We start from the raw sequence: 19,209 nt of genomic DNA on the forward strand, positions 1-19,209 counted from the left end.
CGCGATTCTATTCTGCGCCATTTGCCTGTTACCTGCTCGCGGGGTGGCAATGGCGCGGCTTATGCTTGTTCATGCCGCCGGACATCAGATGAATCGAGCAACGCAAGTCAGAGGATGAGCGGACAGGCGATTATCGACTTCTCGCTAACGCTCATTCTATGAGAGCGGCTAACGAAGGATATGGCAGAATCCGGGCAACTGAAAGCCCAAATACGACCCGTTTCAGTCATTCGAGATCGCCGAGACCGGACATTCAGGGCGGCGCGGTGCTCGCCAGTTTAGCCGCGGGATTCAGCGGAAATGGGCCGTGCGCTGTTCGGGCAATTTGTCTGCCTGGATTGGGGCGCGGGAATAAAGTCTAACGACAAGGTGTTCTGTGAATGTAGTCGTGCAGTACAAACCGCAACCCCATTATCGCGTTCGCCAAAGGAAATGAGTCAATGGAATATCAATCCGGCACAAGAGTGTCTGACGACGTAGACGGGGCAGCCTATTCGCCCGCTAATCTCATGCAACTGGGCATGGGATTTTGGGGCTCTAAAGCGTTGCTGTCCGCGGTCGAGCTCGGTGTATTTACGCACCTCGGGAAAGGGCCTCGCAACGGTGAGCAGTTGACTGACGAGTTGGGATTGCATCCGAGATCGGCTTTGGACTTTCTCGATGCTTTGGTTTCGTTGCAGGTGCTGGAGCGAGAAAACGGTCTCTATCGGAACACGTGCGAGACAGGACTATTTCTCGATAGAACGCAACCGGGATATATCGGGGGAATACTGCAAATGGCTAACGACCGACTATATCCGTTCTGGGGATCGCTTACCGAAGCGCTGCGCAGCGGACTGCCGCAGAACGAGGCGAAGCAGGGCGGCAACCCGTTTGATGCGATCTATCGGAACGAACGAACACTGCGTGTTTTTCTGGAATCGATGACTGGGATCAGCCTCGGCGCCGCTAAAGCGCTTGCGCAGAAATTTCCTTGGCAAGACTACGGTTCGTTCGTCGACATTGGTGCGGCGCAAGGCGCTTTAGTCGTAGAGGTTGCAAGCGCGCATCCGCATCTCACGGGTGGCGGCTTCGATTTGCCGGCAGTCGGACCTTTATTTGACAAGTATGTCGCGGAACACGGGTTAAAGGAGCGCCTTCGTTTCCATCCGGGCGATTTCTTCAAGGAAGCCTGCCCGTCGGCCGACGTGCTCGTGATGGGCCACATTCTTCACGACTGGAATCTCGAGCAGAAGCGCGAACTGCTCGCCAAATGTTATGAGGCGCTGCCTCCGGGCGGCTGCCTGATCGTCTACGACGCCATTATTGACGATGAGCGCAGACAGAATGCGTTCGGCTTGCTGATGAGCCTCAATATGCTAATCGAGACGCCCGGGGGCTTTGACTATACGGGTGCGCAGTGCCGTGAATGGATGGCCGACGTCGGCTTCAGGGAGATTCGGGTCGAACCACTACTCGGGCCGGATTCGATGATCATCGGGATTCGATAGTCGGCCAGCCGGTGCACTAGTTTGGTGACTGGTCATAGATTGACAACGATCTACGATGCCGTGCCGATTGACCGCAACTGGCCGACGACCGTCCGACGGGCCAGCCGGCCCGGGGCAACGAGAACCTTCGCCGAGAAGACCGCCGACTATGCTTTTGTTTCGAGACATCGATATAGTTGGCGCTGCGGCGGGAGACGGCACCCCGCGAGGTGCACCGGAAGGTAGTGCTGACCGCGCCTAGGGCCTTGGGCACCGTCTGCGTAATAATCAGGCGCAGACCTTGCCCCACCGCAAATCTCCAATCGAAGATGGCTCCTAGATGCGGACATGAAGGTTCGAAACGTCAAAAGACCATCCAAGCCTCCGTCCCGTCGAATGCATACGCTTCCTGTTCGTTCGCTGCGTCCAGAATTGATGGCCACTCGATGCGTGGATGGTAGATGTATTGCTGCAAAACGAAGTAACTGGAATGTCTCACGTCGATCACCGTCGTCAGTCTTTCGAATTTCCGTTCCATCCAACTGAAGGCAATGAAGTTCGAGCAATCGGACATCACGAACATGCAACCCCATGCATAGCCTGGAAACCTGCGCCCGGCCACATCAATAATGTGAAATGAATCCCCATGTGGCGGTTCACCCTGATATCGCAGCGTGACCGCATAACTGCGATCAGGCGGTGTCAGCACATAGTCGCCCATGCCTGCCCAATGGCAAAGGTTATCCACTGTAAATTGGATCTCGCAAGGTTCCATCCGCCTGATTTCCGTCGGAAATGAAGTTGTTTCACTCGATTGTCGACGATTCGCGCCGGTGTGTCGAACGACCGGTCTTGGCCGGGTCCTGCCCGATGCGGTCGGCGGGAGTCGACCGGATATAGCCTTTCAACATTCACGTTAGCGGCCTGTCATGACCGAATGGTGCTGGGAAGCCTCAATACGAGATTTCGAAATGTGATTTCCGCTGAACCATATGTGCGAGTTCGAAGGTCGAGTCGTTCAGACGATTTTCGTGAAACCGTCGGCGCTCCAGCGTTCGCTCCCTACGCCGTGATGAACGAAGAACAAACCATCGGGATCATACTGATCCTTAATGGCGAGCAGCCTGCTGTAATTTGAGCCCCAGAAGGACCGCTGCCAGTCCGCGTCGAAAAAATTGCTTTCCGCCACGTAGGAACCGGCGTCTGGAACCAGCTTGCGCACCTCGGCCATTGCACGTCCGATGGCCTGCCGGTCCCGGCGCGCCAGCGCGGTGTCGGGCTCGTGGCCCTGAATGCCCGGATACGCGGGCGGCCCCTCCGCCCCGGCGATAAGCAACGCGAAGGCGTCCAGCGCGGCCGGGTTCGTGGCTGTGTTTCTCGCGGCAGCGACAGCCTCCGCCGGTGCACCCGCCAAGCCCTTGTTGACGTGCAGCGACACGCTCCATTGACGGGTCGCCGCAAACAGCGTGTCGGCCAGGGTTTGACGCCGGTCATCTTGCAGCAAGGCCGCGGGGAGCCACGCGGACTCGTAGCCGTGTAGCACTTGTCCCGCCTCTCCGCGATTACCCGACCAAAAGATATTGTCGTCGGGTGCGCCCGGCCGGTCGTCGGTGCTGATGAAGCCGAGGAGCTTCTTGAACAGGGTTGGAGCCCAGAAACTGCGGGCCGAGATGGCGACAATCTTCAGTGGCGAGAACTCGACCTTGAAATCGTCCGGGGACGCGGCAAGCGTATCCATGAACGGCTCCCAGATCGCTTGCGCTTCACTGCGACTGAGCCCCTGGAACACCATCGAGATAGTGAGGACGTTGTCGCGGCGAAATCTGATCTGTTCGCCCCAGTGCGGGTTCATCAGGTTCTGATTATAGAAGTCGATGATCACGCCAATCAGCCGGCGAAACGCAGACGTCGATGTCGCCTTGATCGTCATGTTCACCGCGCCGAAAGTCTCGGGCAATTCGTGAACCCGCAGCGTCAGCCGGGTGACCACGCCCAGGCTCCCGCCGCCGCCTTTCAGCGCCCAGAATAGATCGGGATTCGTGCAGGCATTGGCGATCCGGACCGCGCCATCTGCCGTCACAACTTCCGCTTCGAGCAGGCTTCCCGCGGCCAGTCCGTAGGCCTTGGAAAAGCTGCCGAACCCGCCGCTTTGGATCAGGCCAGCCACGCCGACCGTCATGCAGCCGCCACCTTGCACGTAACCGCCCGCCTTGGTAGTGACCGCATCGTAGACGTGCGCCCAGAGCGCGCCGGCACCGGCCGTGACCGCCCTCACCGGTGCCGCATGTCCCTCGCATCCTGTGCCGACAAACGCGTTCTGCACGGTGATGTTGTTCATTTTTCGCGTCCAGACCAGCAGAGAGTCCGGCGCATTCGATGTGCCTTGATAGCTGTGGCCGCCGCCCTTCACCACGAGGCGGAGATTGTTCCGACGTGCGAAGTTAACGGCGACGACGACGTCATCCGTGTTGCGGGCAGCCACCGCGTAGACGCTGGGTGTCGATGTCCACGCGTCAACCCAGCCGAGGGTTTGCGTTAGACCCACCTCGTCGCCGAGAAAATAGGGGTTCTTGAGCTCCCTGAATAGTTGCCTGCAGTCGTCACTATCGGGCGCGTTCAGGCAAGCCACCAGGGGCGATTGCACTTTCACCAGTGCATTGCCGACCTGCTGGCTGAGTTCGTTCCAATGCGCCTCGGACGGCCAGCCTGGATCGCCCGGACGCACGCGAGTGAACGCTCCGGATACCGCCGCTTGCGCCGAAGCGAGCATCTGTTTCCGGGCACCATGCAAAAATGTGATTCCGACCGCAGATTGCAAAATACGTCGTCTTTTCGAGGACGTGGTTTTGTTTGAAGGTTTCATCGGCATGCGTGAAATCTCAATATGGTTGCAACCCGGATGACTGAGAAACCGGCAGAACTCTTCGAATAATGGGGTGACCGGAAGACGTGCATCAAGCGTTCGAAGTCCGCCAACCGTGCACCGCAAATCGTTAGGCCCCAGCCCACCGCCGGACAGATTTTCAACGACTTAGCCTTCGGGGTCGATTGGCCGAAACCTGTCCCACGACGACGCGCTGAGCTCGACCCGCAAGAGGTTAAGGCAACTTGGAAAAAGGCAACGACGTGCGCGGCGAGGCGACGTATGTCATCGCTGGCTCGTGTGTTGGGGGGTGTGCGCGTAATCAATGGTACGTCGTCGTAGACGACTGCAGCTTCGTCAGCACGCCGCGTTTGAACTGGAACCAGCCTTGCGAGCTTTGCATCACGACTTCATCGCCTTGCCAGAACACGCGCTTGACCGTCATGCGCTTACCCGAGCGTTGCACAAGCGGCGGATGGTGGCGAAAGTCGTACAGCACCGGGCCGGAATCAGTCTGCACGAGCGTGCGCGTGACGCTGTCATTTGCATTGCCTACGTCGTCGAAATGCGTGAGCATGCTCGCGCTAAAGCGATCGAAAATTTCCTTGTCGAGCATCCCCACGAAATCGCCGTCGACGCGCACGAATTGCAAGTTACCCGAGGGCGTGACGAGCGGGCCGGACGCGTTGCTTTGCGCATGAACGCAAGTCACGAAAGAGGTGGCTGCGAGCCCAGCGAGGAACAGTCGTCTCATGTTTTCCTTTTAGATTCAGCGGCGTCTCCGACGACGGAGCACGACCCGCAATCTTTCCTTGGGAACATTGTCGTCAATTTTGGCCGAGACGTCGAAGGTCTTTAACTGGCCGACCTCTGCCAGATGACGCCACGGGCCTGAATTCGCGAGCTGCGTCTCGCGCGGAAGGCCGGGGCCGACCGCTTGAGACACTCGTGACTGACAGCAATAGGGAATCGAAAATGGTGCAATGAGGTTGTTCCGGCAAATTCATCTTCCGTAGAAACGCCTTGTAGCGCAGATGGATTTCAGATTTTTACCAGCGGATGTTATTCATCGACTAACTCGCTTGGAGTCCGTGATCCAGCGTCTCGCGGTAGGCAATTCAGCAAGCGAGAACAAGCGGACATCGCCATGAAAAAAGGGTTTTAGCATACCAACCATAACCCGTAGCCATGCGAGATCCGTAACCACTGCGATGTGGCTGAAATCGTGCCAGTGCCTCAGCCCGAACGCGCCGTCATCCCAAAGCGCTCCAACCTCAAATCCCGTGAACTCTTTCCCGACGACATAGAGCATCTTGATCGGCCCCTTGCCCATCATCGCCTCAGCCTTGGGTATGAGTGTACTTTTGTAGTCGTCGTGCGTAACCTTGCCCGTGGCTTCGATCGCGAGCACATCTTGCGGTAACCCATCGATGAATTTGAACATCGCCGTCCCCCATTGGTTCTCCGCAGTGCAATTCGGTGCCTGCGGCCGCGATGATGCGTTCCTATTGTAGGCTCATGAGCGACCGCTTCGGGTAACAGTTCTCGCAGGGTCAGTGACCGCTCACGGCCGGCCGACAAGAGGCGGACACGAATGCGCAGCCGGCAACCTGCGTCCACCGCTTAGCGTGCTTTATTGTCGGAATTATGAAGCCGCCCCTTCATGCGCGGCCGGGGTGCCGGAGCCGGTTCGGCATCAGCCGACCGTTCCAGCAGGCTCGCGATGTCGTGATCGATGGCCGAAAGGATGCGTTGCTTGGGGTGCCCGTCGAGATTCGGTTTTTTTCGCCCCGACGGCATGCCGTGTCCCGCCCCACCCGGGAAGGGACGCACGAGTCCCGATTGGATTGAAGGTTAGAATCCCGCGCGTGTGCGCCGCGCGCTCGAATAATTACCTGTGGGCACACACCGGAACGAGCGCATGGCAATCGTCAAGGGCACGCCCGGGTTCGCCGAGCGCCGGGTCGCGGACTTCGACTACAGCATGTTCAGGAAGGCGACATAACCGCCGTGCCGTTTCGGACTAGAATCCTCTGAGGAGGAGTCAGTGATGTCAGCTCTCAAGCGCATCGATCCGGGCCATTCCGCCTATCAGGCCGCGCTGAACAGGACGACCCGCTACCCTGCGGAGCACGTCACATTGACGGCTAGCTCAAGGAAGAGGCTGCGCCCCTGTGTGCCGCATCGAAAGGTCGGGCGCGGCAAGGTCGGCATCGGCGGCAAGTAGGCATCCGCAACCCTTGTATGGCGTCGGGCTTTAGAAGGTGGCTTGACGTGAATTGGCTGTCCGGCGCGAGCACGGATGAGACGTGGTTCGTGACCGACAATCTTGCGATATAGGTAGCCTGCCCCGCATTCGGTGATACTGGTCACAGCTGGGCAGGTACCTGCCAGCGGAGGCGGGACAGGTCGTCCAGAAGCGGCGTTTCGAATGTCGCTGATCGACCCACTACGGACATAGAAACCGGCGCCACCTGTACGGCGGCTTCCTTGGCAGAGGCGACGCCAGGATGTCCGCGTCTTGGCGCGAGTCATTGGCCCGACATTCTGGGCGGTCAAAGCACCCGCGTACGCGGTCCATCGTAGCGCCGGTCGTGATCGGCTATTCCAGTCATCGTTCAGGACATCGAGCGGGTGGTGCTGAAGGCCGGATGAGGCGCCGCACACGAGAAAAGCGCGCGGCCGTCCTCACAGCGCCGGGGGCGGGCCAAAGAAGCCGACGATATGGGCAATGCGTCCCGTGGTGTCGAGTTCGCCGAAATCGCGCCCGTCGACGGCAACGGTTCCGTCGGGCAACATCATCTGCCAGGTGAAATGAATCTTGCCATGGTGCTGGTCGGCCCTGCTGGTGCGAACGAGTCTTGCGCCCGCATAGGCCCGATGGAAGCCGGCGATATGGGCATGGAGCGCTGCGCGGCCTGGCGGAACGGCACTCGTCGGATCCTCGTAGACGCCGCTATCGCCCCAGGATTTCTCCAGCAAAGCGGTGCGCGCCACCTCGTCCTTCTCGTTCCATGCGGCGCAATACGCGCTCACGATTTCGTCGAGCGTCATTGTTGCCTCCGGTGAAAGTATGCCAGCCGCTCGCGCGGCCACTTGTCTTGCTGCAGGCCGCGCCGTTGCGCCGCACGTGCGGACGATTCTGCTTCCGTTCTTGCCGCTTGAGCAAGCGGCACCAGAGGTGGCGCCAGGGCGTGCAGCCGTAGGTGGGTAAGAGAATGCTCAACCTGGATCTGCGAAGCGTTGGTTACGTCCAACGTCAGCGCCGTCACGCGTGGGTCAGTATTTGGAAGTGCGCCCCGAGTGTCCGCAAAAACTCTTTTCGCTCCTCTATTGAGAGCTTCTTTGACAAGCGCCTCACCGACGCCGCGGTTGGCGCCGGCGATCAAGACTGTCTTCTCCGCGATATTCATAACGTTCTCCCTTTAGTTGGTTGTCGTGCGCTCCTGGGACATCCATGCTAGTCGGGCAACGGAATGGCGGAGGCGAACACGCCGTCGGGATCGAAACGGCGCTTCAAGGATCTCAGCCGGGCACCGTTGCTGCCGTAGGCATCCCGAACCTGTTCTCGATCACGTGGTACCAGGAAATTGGCGTAGCCGCCTGGCAACGCAAAACGGGCGAGGCCTTCCCAAAGCTCCTGCGCCCATTGCCGGTGCTCCGCGCCGTTACCCGCGTCGGGCTTCCAACCGGCGATGATCTCCACCATAAAATGTTCCCGGCGCAAGCCGAAAGCCATCTCCTCTGCAGCGATACGCGTGGCCGCGCCGTGGGCGTGGTGCCAGTTGACCATAGAATAGGGCGACGTCTTGCGGGCGACCGCCGTGATGATCGCATCGACGGCACCGGGCGTGAGCACGGGCAGTGAGCGCGTCCGGGTCTCCCAATGGCAGCCGTCTGCCGCATCCACCGCCGCGTCGAACAAGGCAAGCATGTCGCCGTAGGTCGTCGGCCCGACCTGGGCAAGCTGAGGTGTACCAAGGGCTTGCAAGTCACGTATGATCTGCTCGCCCCTGTGCTTGTCGCCATTCCACAGCGGCAACAACAATAGCGTGGGCTGGCCATCCGGGCCGGACGGCATTCCCATAGATACACCGAGCTCGTCAGGCATGGTGGCCGCAAAGGCCGCGTAGCGGCGCAGCACCGATTCGGCCTCGCTCCAGGAATACACAATTGGCCCCGCGAGCATGTGACGCATCTCGTGCAGACGGAACCGCAGAGACGTAACCACGCCGAAGTTGCCGCCACCGCCTCGGATCGCCCAGAACAACTCCGGCTCCTCATCGGGACCGGTGGCCACGAGCCGCCCATCCGCAAGCACCACCTCAGCGCCAAGCAGGTTGTCCGCTGCCAAACCGTATCGACCGTTAAGAGGGCCATAGCCACCACCCAGGGCCAAGCCGGCTACGCCGACTGCACCGCAGTTGCCCAATGCCGCGACTAAGCCGTGGGAGCCGGCGGCCACGGCCAGGTCCTTGGTCGTGGCGCCCCCTGCGACTGTCGCGACTCGCGAGTGCGGGTCCACGACTACTTGCCTCATCCTGGCGAGGTCAATGACGAGTCCATCCGGGCACAAGGCACGGCCTGCCCAGTCGTGCCCGCCGCCGCGCACCGAGAGCGGCAGGCCATTGCGACGCGCGACACGCACGGCCGCCTCGACGTCCGCGGACGTCTCACACACTGCAAATAACGCAGGCTGGTTCTCCACTGCTCCGTTCCATATCCGCCGCGTGCGAGCATAGTCATCGTCGCCGCGCAACACGACTCTTCCCTGCATCATGGCGCGCAGTTCACGCGCCGCGGTCAGCTCCGAAGCAGTATGTGTGGTCGCTACACTCATCAATTACTCCTCGTATGATTTCGCGTTACGATTGATTCGCGAATTTGGGGTACCTACCGGACGCCGATAATCATCGAATCCGGGCCGAGCAGCGGCTCGACCCGAACCTCCCGAAATCCAGCGTCGACAGCGTTCCGGATGGGCTGGTCTTCACGACGGGGAGTTTTCTCTACCAATCGAACCCGTCCATTGGCGGCCTGCAATCTCGAAGTGCATGTGAGTTGACCGGTCACATCGATACAACACCTTGTGGGCTGTCGTCATTCCATAAGCGGTACTGGGCGTTGCCAACAAAAAGTACGTAGGACTTACGTATGAATGTCACCGAGATATTGATCAAAAGCCGCAACTCACAGCCAGCTGGTCATCCAGGTCGACGACCTGATCACCTTCGGCCTTCAGTCCGGGCCCGACGTCCAGGCGGCGCAGATTGGCGACGGCAAGCTGGTCGACGCCCAGACTGCGGAGAGTGTCCTCCACACTGGCCCGAAGTTGCTCCGGACATTGATCCGGCCCGGTGATCCGCCTGGCTATTCGGCTCAGGACTGGGACGCAGCTTCGATTCCGGCAACCGGTTTCCAGTTCGGCAGGGGCGTCACGTAGTGCAAATCGAATCTGCGCTCCGTGAATGCCCAGTGGCCGTCACGGCGCTCGAACCGGTCGTGATAAAGGCCGCTGATCTGGACCGGCCCCATCTCCGCATGGGTAACCAGCGCGTTGAGCGCCACCTTGCCCGTGGCGAGGTCGCCGTTAATGTCGATCAGTGGATTGGCCGTCCAGTGATGCATGTACGGGATCTGCGCCCAGTTCCTGTGAGCTGACTCGATGATGGCATCGATACCGGTACAGTTGCCGAACGCGTCGCCCGGTAACAGACTCGCATCGCTATGCCAAATGCTGCGTAGCAGTGCCTCATCGCGATTGTCGAACGCCTGACTGTATGCGGCGATGAGCCGGTCCAGCGCGAATTGGCTTTCGAGTGCATCGATCCGTGCAGCGATATTCTGGGTAGTCGCCATGTGTTCTCCTTGAACGTTTCATTGGCTGGTTACACGTCGGATCAGTGTTTGCCGAAGGCAAATGACATGTATCGGCACCCTTGATCGGAGCCGCGAATCCTTGATGCGTCTGATTGCCCCCTACAAGGCGAGCTTATCGGCGTGTGTTGTGTTGGCCGGCAGGGACGGCGGCAGAGCGCATCCGGCGCTAAAATCTCATAACGCCACCTCGCCTATACAAGTTCCACGTCGTACCTTTCCAGCCAGTCCGACATCGCGAGCGCGTGATCGATGTCCCCTCGCTCCCAACCGATGCTAACTTCGTTCAGCGGTTGATCGATCAGCTTACGAACCGCGTCCACGTCGAAAGTCTGTGCCGTGCGCGGCGACGCCTTCGAGATCACGCTGCCCATGCAGTCACGCAAAGCGCGTTCATACGCTGGGTCTTGCGTGGCCGGATAGGGGCTTTTCACGCGTTTGAGAATCGCCGTGGGCACGACGTCGCCTGCCGCTGCGCGCAGCAGGCTCTTCTCGCGACCATCGAACGTCTTCATGCTCCACGGCGTGTTGAATACGTACTGCATCAGTTCGTGGTCGCAGAATGGCACGCGCACTTCGAGGCCTACAGCCATGCTCATCCTGTCCTTCCGGTCTAGCAGGATGGGGAGCCAGTTGATCAGATGGAGGTGGCATATCTCGCGCATACGCTTTTCGGCGCCCGTCTTGCCGACATGCGGTACTGCGCGGAGTGCCTGGGCGTAACAGTCGGCCTCATACTCCTTCAGTCGCAGCTCCTTTGACAGGTCCGGCGACAACAGCGTGTCGAGCTTCGACGGCGCAACCCGCATCCAGGGGAACGTGTCGAGGTTGACGGTTTCCGGCGTGTGAAACCATCTATAGCCGCCGAACACTTCGTCGGCGGCCTCGCCGGACAATGCGACCGTCGAATTCTCGCGCACTGCCTTGAAGAGTAGATAGAGCGATGGGAACAGGTCGCCGCCGACGAACCATGCCGAGTCGAGCGCGTCGACAACGGCACGCCGCACTTGCATGTTCGCGAGCTCGCGGTCGTTCAACACGACCTCGGTGTGCCGCGTATTCACCTGCTTGACGAACTCACGCACGAACGGCGTATCGGCGGTATCGCGGTACGGGTCCTTGGCGAACGCCTGCCCATGGTCCGCAAAATCGACCGAGTAGGAGTGCACTGCCCGGCCGCTTCGTTGGCGCAATATCCGATCGGCCATCGCCGTGACCAACGACGAATCGAGCCCGCCCGAAAGCAGGCTGCAAAGCGGAACGTCGGCAACGGTCTGCTGGCGCATGATCCGGTCGAGGTGTCCACGAATCGTTTCGATCGTGACACCCAGCGAATCGGTATGTTCGTAACCCTCGAGCTTCCAGTAGGACCGTTGCGCGATGCCACTGCGCGACACGCGCACCAGGTGTCCAGGCATCACTTCGCGCATGCCTTCGTATACCGCGTCGCCGGGCATGCGGAACATGCTGATTACGTGCCGCAACCCTTCCAGCCCCACTCGCGGGACAATATCCGGATGAGCCAGAATCGCTTTTGGCTCGGAACCGAACAGCACGCCGCTGCCGAAGGGTTGATAGAACAGCGGCTTCACGCCTACACGGTCGCGCACCAGCAGCAACTCCTCTTTGCGCGTATCCCAGATCGCGAACGCATAGATACCAACCAGACGATCGACAAATGACTCGCCCCACTCGAGGTAGCTGCGCAACACGACTTCGGTATCGCTGCGGCTCGTAAAGCGATGGCCGCGCTTCATCAACTCGTCGCGTAGTTCAACGAAGTTGTACACTTCGCCGCTGTAGGTCAGGCATGCAACCGCTTTACCTTCTTCCGCAGCTTGCATTGGTTGCGCTCCGCCTTCGAGATCGATGACGGAAAGCCTGCGGTGTCCCAGTGCTGCGTGGCGGTCGATCCAGATGCCCTGCGCGTCGGGCCCGCGCAGTGCCATCGTGCGTGTCATTGCCTCAATGATCGGTTTTTGCTCGTTCAGGTCGCGGTCGTAATCTACCCAGCCAGCGATTCCACACATCGTGCATCTCCCTTGCAATCTGAAAGACATGCAACAGGCCGATCGTCATCTAGCTATCTGAAATCAAACGGATCCAGACGAAGCGGTTGCATTGCTTCCTCGGATAACACCTCACAAGATAGAAAATTCCGCGGTATTTGGCGGATAGGTAGATGTCTGGTTCTGTTGACGATGTTGTGACACTCTGCTGGAGACAGAGCATTTGCAAAAGCGGCCAGAAGCGGTCATGCGCCTCCTGTTTCTTGACGGTCTTCCGGCGCACTCAGTCTTCCTTTGTTGTAGACGGCTCCCTGAAAACAGCATCGCGCCCTTCTCCCGCGGCACGGAATAAAGCCACTGCTACGGCTGTTTTCTAGCTAAGTCCGCTGAGTCGCGGACTGTCCCGCTCACAAGAATTCATCGTGGTGCACGTTACGCCGAGCAGGTGCTTTACTTCCAATTAACGTCGCAGGAGCTAGGATGCCGAATCGTTTTTCAGGTGAACGAGCAGTTGTCATTGGCGCAGGAATGGGCGGACTGCCCGCAGCACAGGCGCTTGCCGACTACTTCAGGGAAGTCGTCGTGCTCGAACGGGATGCGCTTCCGTCCGACTCGACGCCTCGGCCTGGCGTGCCGCAGGGCAAGCACCCGCATGGGCTGCTTGCCGGCGGCTTCAAGGCACTGTGCGACCTGTTTCCGGGTTTTTCATCCACACTCGTGCAGGCAGGCGCCCACTCGGTCGACTCGGGTCTCGAGGTATACCTTGAGTATCCAGGACAGGATCCGTTTCCGGCTCGCAGTCTCGGTGTAGCAACCTTTACGATGACGCGTCCGCTGCTCGAGCTTGCCGTGCGTCGTCGTGTGCATGAACGCCCGAACGTCGTCTTTCGCGACGGGTGTCGCGTCGTCGCCATCGGCGCCACGCCTGACGGCAATTCGGTCGCTTCGGTTTCGTACAAGACCGGCGGGGGCAAGCTGGAGATATTGCCGGCCGACCTCGTCGTCGATGCGTCCGGACGCGGCAAGCCTACGCTGGACTTACTTGAGGCTACCGGCCGACCCATGCCTGAGGAGACGGTCATCGGCGTCGACTTCGGTTACTCGACCGCGGTCTATACGATTGCGCCCGATGCGACTCCCGACATGAAGGTCATGTACACCATGCCCAAGGCGCCGGAAGAAAGCCGTATGGGTATCGTGCTTCTGCGTGAAGACGGCAAGTGGTTCGCGGCACTCGGAGGACGAGGCACAGACACGCCGCCCGCCGACGGCGACGCATTCGCCGACTACGCCGCAAGCCTGCCGACTGCCACCGTGTATCACGCGATCAAAAACGCCACCCTGCACGGCCACATCGAAAAGTTTGCGTTCCCTGAAAGTCGGCGGCGTCACTTCGACAGCTCCAACGACTTTCCTCGCGGACTGATCCCGATCGCCGATTCAGTGTGCCGTTTCAATCCGGTCTATGGACAGGGAATGAGCGCCGCCGCGCAGGAAGCTGTCGTGTTGCGAAATCTGCTCGCGGCGCACGCCGGCGATGCCGATCCGCTTGCCACACTCAGCAGTGAGTTCCTGTTAGCGATCGAGTCGATTGTCGAGAACCCGTGGACGCTGGCTGCGTTGCCGGATCTGGCCTATCCCGACGCGCGGGGCAAACGCCCGGCCGATTTGGAGAAATCCATTGAGCACCATATTGCGGTCACCCAGGCGGCGCACCAGGATCCTGATATTCATAAACTGCTTATCGAGGTGTTGAACCTGTTGAAGCCGGTCAGCGCGTTAAAGGCGCCGGAGGTCATGCGCAAGGTGACGAGTGAAGAGGTCAAAGCGTGTGTAGGGCCACACGGCGCCCGGCGCAGCGAGCCTTCCGCCTCAGGCGCAAACCCAGGCTACGCAGATGCAAGCTAATCAGATGTCCATAGCGAAGGTCGCAGACGGGTTGCGTTCCGCCGCAGTGCCATACGTCAACCCAATTCTGACAGGAGCGCGTTCATGACCGAAGACATGCCGGACTTCAACTCATTGGCGAACCCGTATGAGCGGTTTGCTGAACCACTGACCAGCCGTTTTTGCGAGCGGGCAGCGGTTTTATCTGGCGTAGGCAGTAACGAGCAGGTGATCGACGTGGCGACCGGTACGGGCGCACTTGCGCTGATTGTAGCGGCTATGGGGGCCCGGGTTCTTGCCACCGATATCGCGCCTGCCATGGTAGCGCGGACCAGCGAACGATTACGTCCGTTCCCGGAATGTGAGGCGCGAGTGATGGACGGCGCTTCACTCGACGCCGGTGACGCGAGTTTCGACGCGGCGTTTTCGATCTTTGGCGTGATGTTGTTTGCGTCGTGGCGGGCGGGTTTGGCTGAGATGGTGCGCGTCGTGCGGGCCAATGGGCGGGTCGTTGTGGCAGCCTGGCCAAGCCGGGTTGGCGCCACGCCGATGGTGATTCTGGATGGCGTGTTCAGCCGCGTCTTCCCCGGCCGATCGCTGTGGGGCGAAAATGGCCTGAATGAGTGGTCGCAAACGAGCTTGCGAGGCGCCGTGATTGAAAGTGGCTGCTCCGACGTCACCGTGACGGTTTGCGAGACGATCCAAAGTGCTGCTTCGGTCGACGCCTTGTTGGAGGAATTCGGCCCATTATTTCACTTCGCGCCGAACTATGCGGCCTTGACAGACGAGCAACACGCGCGGCTCCAACCCGCTCTGAAAGCGGCTTTCCAGGCGTATGCAGAGTCGGACGGCTCAATCAACCTGCCTTCATCGGCGCTCATCGCAGTCGGGCGCAAGTCGAAATGAGGTGATGCCTGTGCGGACAAACTGCTCGACCTGCTCTTGTCGCAGATGGCTGCACAGACCAAACATTGGATATTGGCTGGAAACTTTGTTCCCGGGTCGTGGCGGGTGTCGGGCGCGAGCGCGCTGACTGCCGACAGCTACGGAGCCTTGCCGCCTTGGTGACTTATCCCGGTCGCCGCCTGATCGGGAGTGCCTCTTCTGGCCTGAGGGAGGCGCTGTATCGCTTGCTTACACCAAACTATCGTGTAGTGCCTGAAGCCGAACTAGTGCCATGAGTTGGAAATTCGCATACGACACTTTGGCCAGCCATTCGTAGCCCCTAACAAAACGGGGAGCTAGCTGCATCAACGAGATGCGAAGTTGAAGGAGCGGTCGATGAGTACGATAAAGAGCTCTTTACGTCTGCTGGTCGAAAAATGGCTTGGGCCGACTGCGGCCATGTCGGCCCGGGTGACCCGGTTCGGCCGCATGAACTCAAATCAGCGGCGCTATGTATGTGTGGAGGCATTGCGGCCAGCAGGCACATTGGCAATCTATTTCTTCCTCCACGATGACGGTGTGTGGTGCGTGTTTCCACCTGCGGTCGAACGTCCTGCGATGAGCGTTCATGATTTGCAGCGGGATTGCGGCTCGCTGCTTGTTTAGCGAATTTATAACTCATGACATTAGCAATCTATTGCTGCGCAAAGATGCAAGACCACAAACCGTTCACTCCGCATAGTGGACGTGCATTTTGGGGAACGCAAGTAATCCGTTGCGACAGCAGAAATGCCGATGGTTTGCATCGCGACCACATCCAGTCTTGCGAAATGAGCTCCGGCATGCTCCACGAGGTCGCTAAATATTGGGGCCGTCGACTCGCTGGATCGAGCGCGGTGATTGTCAACGGTTCACAGCAACGAGTCGAACGTCCGGAGTTGGCCGCACGCGGTCCAATGATGCCCCCAGGGGAAAGCGGTAACATTGAAAGAGACCGGACGGCCTCGGCACGGGGACAGCCTGTTGTCGCCCCTCAATGGATTCGGACCCGCCACATCGCGCTCAAGGCGGCACGGACCCTGCTACAACTTTCGGAACAGTGAGCGGGAGAGTTCAATGAATGCTAACCACACAAGCGCTGACCTCCTCAGGTTGGCTGAAGTTCTCAGAGAAGTGGGATTCGAAGTCGTCGAACCGAGCGACTGGGCAAATGTTTCGCCGCGCTGGTGGAACGGCGCGCTTTGCCCACGGCCATTGCTCCTGGCGCGCTGCGATACCACCGAGAAGGTGAGTCGTGCATTGCGCGTAACCAACGACGCTCACGTCCCAATATCTATCTACAACGGCGGGCAGGACTGGGCCGGTCGCTCACTCCGCGAAGGCACCGTCATCCTCGACATATCAAGGATGGCGAAACTCGCGATCGACGCCGATAGTCGCGAGGTCATGATCGGCGGCGGTGTCACGGCAGCCCAACTCAATCAGGCTGCGGGCGAGCATGGCCTCGCGGCAGTGATCGGCAATGACGGCGCGGTCAGCATGACCGGCCTCGTCCTCGGTGGGGGGTACGGCCCGCTCATGACACGCTTTGGCCTGGCCTGCGACAGCCTTCTGTCCGCGGAGGTCGTGCTGCCTGACGGGAGGATTGTCGTCTGCGACGCAGAGCGCAACGCCGATCTGTTCTGGGCCTTGCGAGGCGGCGGTGGGAACTTCGGCGTCGTCACCGCCATGCGGCTGCGCCTGTACGATCCCGGAACGGTGCTCAGTGGCACGATAGTCTTCCCTTTGGCAGACGCGCGCGCGGTGTTGGCTCGCTTTGCGGACGTGGCAAGTCAGGCACCCGCCAATCTGTTCGCCTCTGCCGTCCTGTCGCCTGTACCTGATGGCAAACCGGTCGTCGTGTTTTCCATGGTCTGGTCAGGCGAGGTGGCGACCGGCGAGGCAATTCTGGCCAGGGTCGGGTCCGTGGGAACTCCGCTTCTCGTCAAGGCCGTTCCGATGCCGGCGTCAAGCCTCTTGTCTCTCACCGACGGGAAGCTCGCGCAAGGCCGCGGTTACGAGGTCGCGACCAGATGGTTCGACGCGCTCGGCCCGGCCACAATCGACGCTCTTGTCTCTGCGTTCGAGGCCCGTACCTCGCCGCTCACGTCAATCATCATTCACCACTGCCACGGAGCAGCAACCGACGTCGCTCCCGAGGATACCGCGTTTGGGATGCGCAAGCCTCACTTTACGGCCTTGATCTATGCGACCTGGACGCCTGAGAGGGATGACGCTGAACCCCATCGGGCGTGGGCACATAGGCTCAACGCGGCGCTTAGCCCGACAGCACTCCCGGGCGGGTACGCCAACCTGCTACCCGACACGTCCGCAGAACAAATCGCGTGCGCCTATGGACCTAACGCCGCGCGTCTAGCGAGCGTTAAAGAGCAATTCAACCCTTCAGGCGTTCTTAAGGCCATTCCACTCCCGTGATGCGAACACAAGACCGGCAGGAAGATATCACGCAACACCTATTGTAAGGCCACACTATGTTCGAGACGGAACTCTTCGCCGGCTGGGGCGACATGGATTTCAACTCACATATGCGCAACACCGCCTATCTCGACAAGTCGGTCGATGCGCGGATGCTGTACTTCGCGAAACAGGGTTTTTCGATGTCGGAGTTCATGAAGCTCCGTATCGGACCGGTGGTAATGAAGGACGAGATCGAATATTTTCGCGAGATCCATCTGCTTGATCGGATAACAGTAGGCTTTGCGCTCGCTGGCCTGTCTGCCGATGGAAGCCGTACGCTGTTGTGCAACGAGTTTCTTCGCGAAGGCAAGCTGGTGGCCCGCGTGACCTCAGCGGTTGGTTGGCTCGATCTGGAAAAGCGCAAGCTGACGTGTCCACCTCCCGCCCTGCTCGATGCGATGCATGCATTGGACAAGACCGAGGATTTTGTCGAATTGCCGAGCAGCGTAAACCGAGCGCAATCGAGTTGAGCCCTCGGCTCCGGTTCCGTCGGAGTTAAGTCCTGGTCCGGTCAGGCAACGCGCGCCTTTGGAAGACCAATGACCGTTTGAAGAGTGGAACGGACGTCTGAACGGCCGACCGGCGCTACGCCGAATGACACTTTGCGGGCGCTGTCCGACCCTTCTCGGCCGTTCACTGACCCGGCCTCCTTATTTGCGCTTTTGGAGCTGAAGCAGTCATTCGCTCTATAGACTGCTTGCGGGCGCGATATCGATGGATCACGTTATCGTGATTGATCTACTTTCGGGATCTTGCTGCCCATCGATCTCCGAATCGTCAATGTCTTCACGGTAGCCAACGCTAAACCTGTCCGACCAAAAAATTCTCAAGGGACGTCAACACCTCATTCGGCGCATCCTCGGGCAGCAGATGGCCGCCGGGCAATCCCTTGCCCGTCACGTTCGCTGCCCATCGGGACCACGCGTCGAGGGGCAGAGTGCTTCTCGCCTTCTGTTCGCTCTCGCTCCACAGTACCAGGACCGGACAGGCAAGCCTTCGGCCTGCAGCCAAATCGCTCGCATCGTGCTCCAGGTCCTCGGAAGCGGCGGCGCGATAGTCTTCGCACATGGCGTGGCGCACGTGCGGATTCCTGAACGCGCTTCGATAAACGTCGAGGGCCCAAGGATCGATCCGCTCCGGACCGCCCGCCATCTTCGCCAGTGCAGTGTCGAGATAAGCATCCGGATCAGCCGCAAGCATCCGCTCCGGGAGATCGCCCGGCTGTGCCAGGAAGAACCAGTGCCAGGCGTTCAACGCGAACGTCTTGTCGATAGTTGCGAATGCATCGAGCGTCGGTATCACGGTCAACGAGGCATACGCGGCGACGCGTCGAGGATGGTCGAGCGCAAGCCGGTATCCCGCCCGAGCGCCCCGATCATGCCCGACCACTGCGAAGCGCTCGTGCCCGAGCCGGCCCATCAGCGCGACGAGCGCGCCGGCTACGCGACGTTTGGTCCATCGCGGCTGATCGTTGCGGGTGCGGCTGTCGCCGTACCCTGGCAAATCCGGCACGATGACGGTGTGCGACTTCGCGAGCGTCGGCGCAATCAATCGCCACGCGACGTGAGTTTGCGGGTACCCGTGCAAAAGCAAAACCGGCGATCCGCTCCCGCCGCTCCTGCCGCAAAACGAGACATCGTCTGCTTCGACGTCAAGCCTCGCGAAGCCCGGAAAGAAGTCCTTCCCGACTTCATGCTCCATG

18 protein-coding genes are annotated in these 19,209 nt (G+C 60.0%); 7 read left to right on the top strand and 11 right to left on the bottom strand.

Features of this window, described 5'->3' with window-relative positions; translation table 11 throughout:
• Nucleotides 1-440 precede the first annotated feature (440 nt).
• On the top strand, nucleotides 441-1,490 hold the full coding sequence (locus HDG32_RS01425) for a methyltransferase (RefSeq protein ID WP_184062637.1): 1,050 nt from the start codon (nucleotides 441-443) through the stop codon (nucleotides 1,488-1,490).
• Between the two features lie 343 nt (nucleotides 1,491-1,833).
• Here the strand turns inward: HDG32_RS01425 and HDG32_RS01430 are convergent, their stop codons facing one another.
• From HDG32_RS01430 to HDG32_RS01445, 4 genes are all read right to left on the bottom strand, one after another.
• Nucleotides 1,834-2,244, bottom strand: a complete 411-nt coding sequence (locus tag HDG32_RS01430; RefSeq protein ID WP_184062639.1) for a hypothetical protein — start codon at nucleotides 2,242-2,244, stop codon at nucleotides 1,834-1,836.
• Nucleotides 2,245-2,487: 243 nt separating this feature from the next.
• Nucleotides 2,488-4,338: an FAD-binding oxidoreductase gene (locus tag HDG32_RS01435; protein WP_260335487.1), complete on the bottom strand. Its 1,851-nt coding sequence runs from the start codon at nucleotides 4,336-4,338 to the stop codon at nucleotides 2,488-2,490.
• 316 nt (nucleotides 4,339-4,654) lie between these two features.
• Entirely contained in the window at nucleotides 4,655-5,086 is a 432-nt protein-coding gene (locus tag HDG32_RS01440; RefSeq protein WP_090807180.1) for a hypothetical protein, read from the bottom strand.
• A gap of 312 nt (nucleotides 5,087-5,398) precedes the next feature.
• Nucleotides 5,399-5,776 carry an STAS/SEC14 domain-containing protein gene (locus HDG32_RS01445; protein ID WP_090807178.1) on the bottom strand — a complete coding sequence of 126 codons (378 nt, stop codon included), beginning with the start codon at nucleotides 5,774-5,776 and terminating at the stop codon, nucleotides 5,399-5,401.
• Nucleotides 5,777-6,382: 606 nt separating this feature from the next.
• Here HDG32_RS01445 and HDG32_RS01450 point away from each other — a divergent pair.
• Entirely contained in the window at nucleotides 6,383-6,559 is a 177-nt protein-coding gene (locus HDG32_RS01450; protein ID WP_167368717.1) for a hypothetical protein, read from the top strand.
• Between the two features lie 461 nt (nucleotides 6,560-7,020).
• Here HDG32_RS01450 and HDG32_RS01455 read toward each other — a convergent pair whose 3' ends face one another.
• The 6 genes from HDG32_RS01455 to asnB all read right to left on the bottom strand — a co-directional run bounded on the left by HDG32_RS01455 (nucleotide 7,021) and on the right by asnB (nucleotide 12,239).
• Complete coding sequence (locus HDG32_RS01455; RefSeq protein WP_184062641.1) at nucleotides 7,021-7,386, bottom strand: nuclear transport factor 2 family protein; 366 nt, start codon at nucleotides 7,384-7,386, stop codon at nucleotides 7,021-7,023.
• Complete coding sequence (locus HDG32_RS01460; RefSeq protein WP_184062643.1) at nucleotides 7,383-7,745, bottom strand: hypothetical protein; 363 nt, start codon at nucleotides 7,743-7,745, stop codon at nucleotides 7,383-7,385. Before HDG32_RS01460 ends, HDG32_RS01455 begins: the two co-directional genes overlap by 4 nt.
• Before the next feature lie 47 nt (nucleotides 7,746-7,792).
• The gene (locus HDG32_RS01465; RefSeq protein ID WP_221307582.1) at nucleotides 7,793-9,172 is read right to left on the bottom strand and encodes an FAD-binding oxidoreductase; all 1,380 of its coding nucleotides are present in this window, start codon (nucleotides 9,170-9,172) and stop codon (nucleotides 7,793-7,795) included.
• 336 nt (nucleotides 9,173-9,508) lie between these two features.
• On the bottom strand, nucleotides 9,509-9,652 hold the full coding sequence (locus HDG32_RS01470) for a hypothetical protein (protein WP_221307583.1): 144 nt from the start codon (nucleotides 9,650-9,652) through the stop codon (nucleotides 9,509-9,511).
• A 59-nt stretch (nucleotides 9,653-9,711) separates the two neighbouring features.
• The gene (locus HDG32_RS01475; RefSeq protein ID WP_184062644.1) at nucleotides 9,712-10,191 is read right to left on the bottom strand and encodes a nuclear transport factor 2 family protein; all 480 of its coding nucleotides are present in this window, start codon (nucleotides 10,189-10,191) and stop codon (nucleotides 9,712-9,714) included.
• Between the two features lie 212 nt (nucleotides 10,192-10,403).
• Entirely contained in the window at nucleotides 10,404-12,239 is a 1,836-nt protein-coding gene (gene asnB, locus HDG32_RS01480; protein ID WP_184062646.1) for an asparagine synthase (glutamine-hydrolyzing), read from the bottom strand.
• Between the two features lie 459 nt (nucleotides 12,240-12,698).
• On the opposite strand from asnB, the gene HDG32_RS01485 reads away from it, so the two are divergent.
• From HDG32_RS01485 to HDG32_RS01505, 5 genes are all read left to right on the top strand, one after another.
• Nucleotides 12,699-14,126: an NAD(P)/FAD-dependent oxidoreductase gene (locus HDG32_RS01485; RefSeq protein ID WP_184062648.1), complete on the top strand. Its 1,428-nt coding sequence runs from the start codon at nucleotides 12,699-12,701 to the stop codon at nucleotides 14,124-14,126.
• 84 nt (nucleotides 14,127-14,210) lie between these two features.
• Entirely contained in the window at nucleotides 14,211-15,011 is an 801-nt protein-coding gene (locus HDG32_RS01490) for a class I SAM-dependent methyltransferase (RefSeq protein ID WP_184062650.1), read from the top strand.
• A gap of 375 nt (nucleotides 15,012-15,386) precedes the next feature.
• Complete coding sequence (locus HDG32_RS01495; RefSeq protein WP_184062652.1) at nucleotides 15,387-15,656, top strand: hypothetical protein; 270 nt, start codon at nucleotides 15,387-15,389, stop codon at nucleotides 15,654-15,656.
• Between the two features lie 450 nt (nucleotides 15,657-16,106).
• Nucleotides 16,107-17,465, top strand: coding sequence for an FAD-binding oxidoreductase (locus HDG32_RS01500; RefSeq protein ID WP_184062654.1), 1,359 nt, complete (start codon nucleotides 16,107-16,109; stop codon nucleotides 17,463-17,465).
• Nucleotides 17,466-17,521: 56 nt separating this feature from the next.
• Nucleotides 17,522-17,977, top strand: coding sequence for a thioesterase family protein (locus HDG32_RS01505; RefSeq protein WP_184062656.1), 456 nt, complete (start codon nucleotides 17,522-17,524; stop codon nucleotides 17,975-17,977).
• Nucleotides 17,978-18,308: 331 nt separating this feature from the next.
• Here HDG32_RS01505 and HDG32_RS01510 read toward each other — a convergent pair whose 3' ends face one another.
• On the bottom strand, nucleotides 18,309-19,208 hold the full coding sequence (locus HDG32_RS01510; protein ID WP_184062658.1) for an alpha/beta fold hydrolase: 900 nt from the start codon (nucleotides 19,206-19,208) through the stop codon (nucleotides 18,309-18,311).
• Nucleotide 19,209: the final 1 nt, after the last annotated feature.

Origin of the sequence: Paraburkholderia sp. CI2 (assembly GCF_014201055.1) — a bacterium.
Classification (GTDB): Bacteria; Pseudomonadota; Gammaproteobacteria; order Burkholderiales; family Burkholderiaceae; genus Paraburkholderia; species Paraburkholderia tuberum.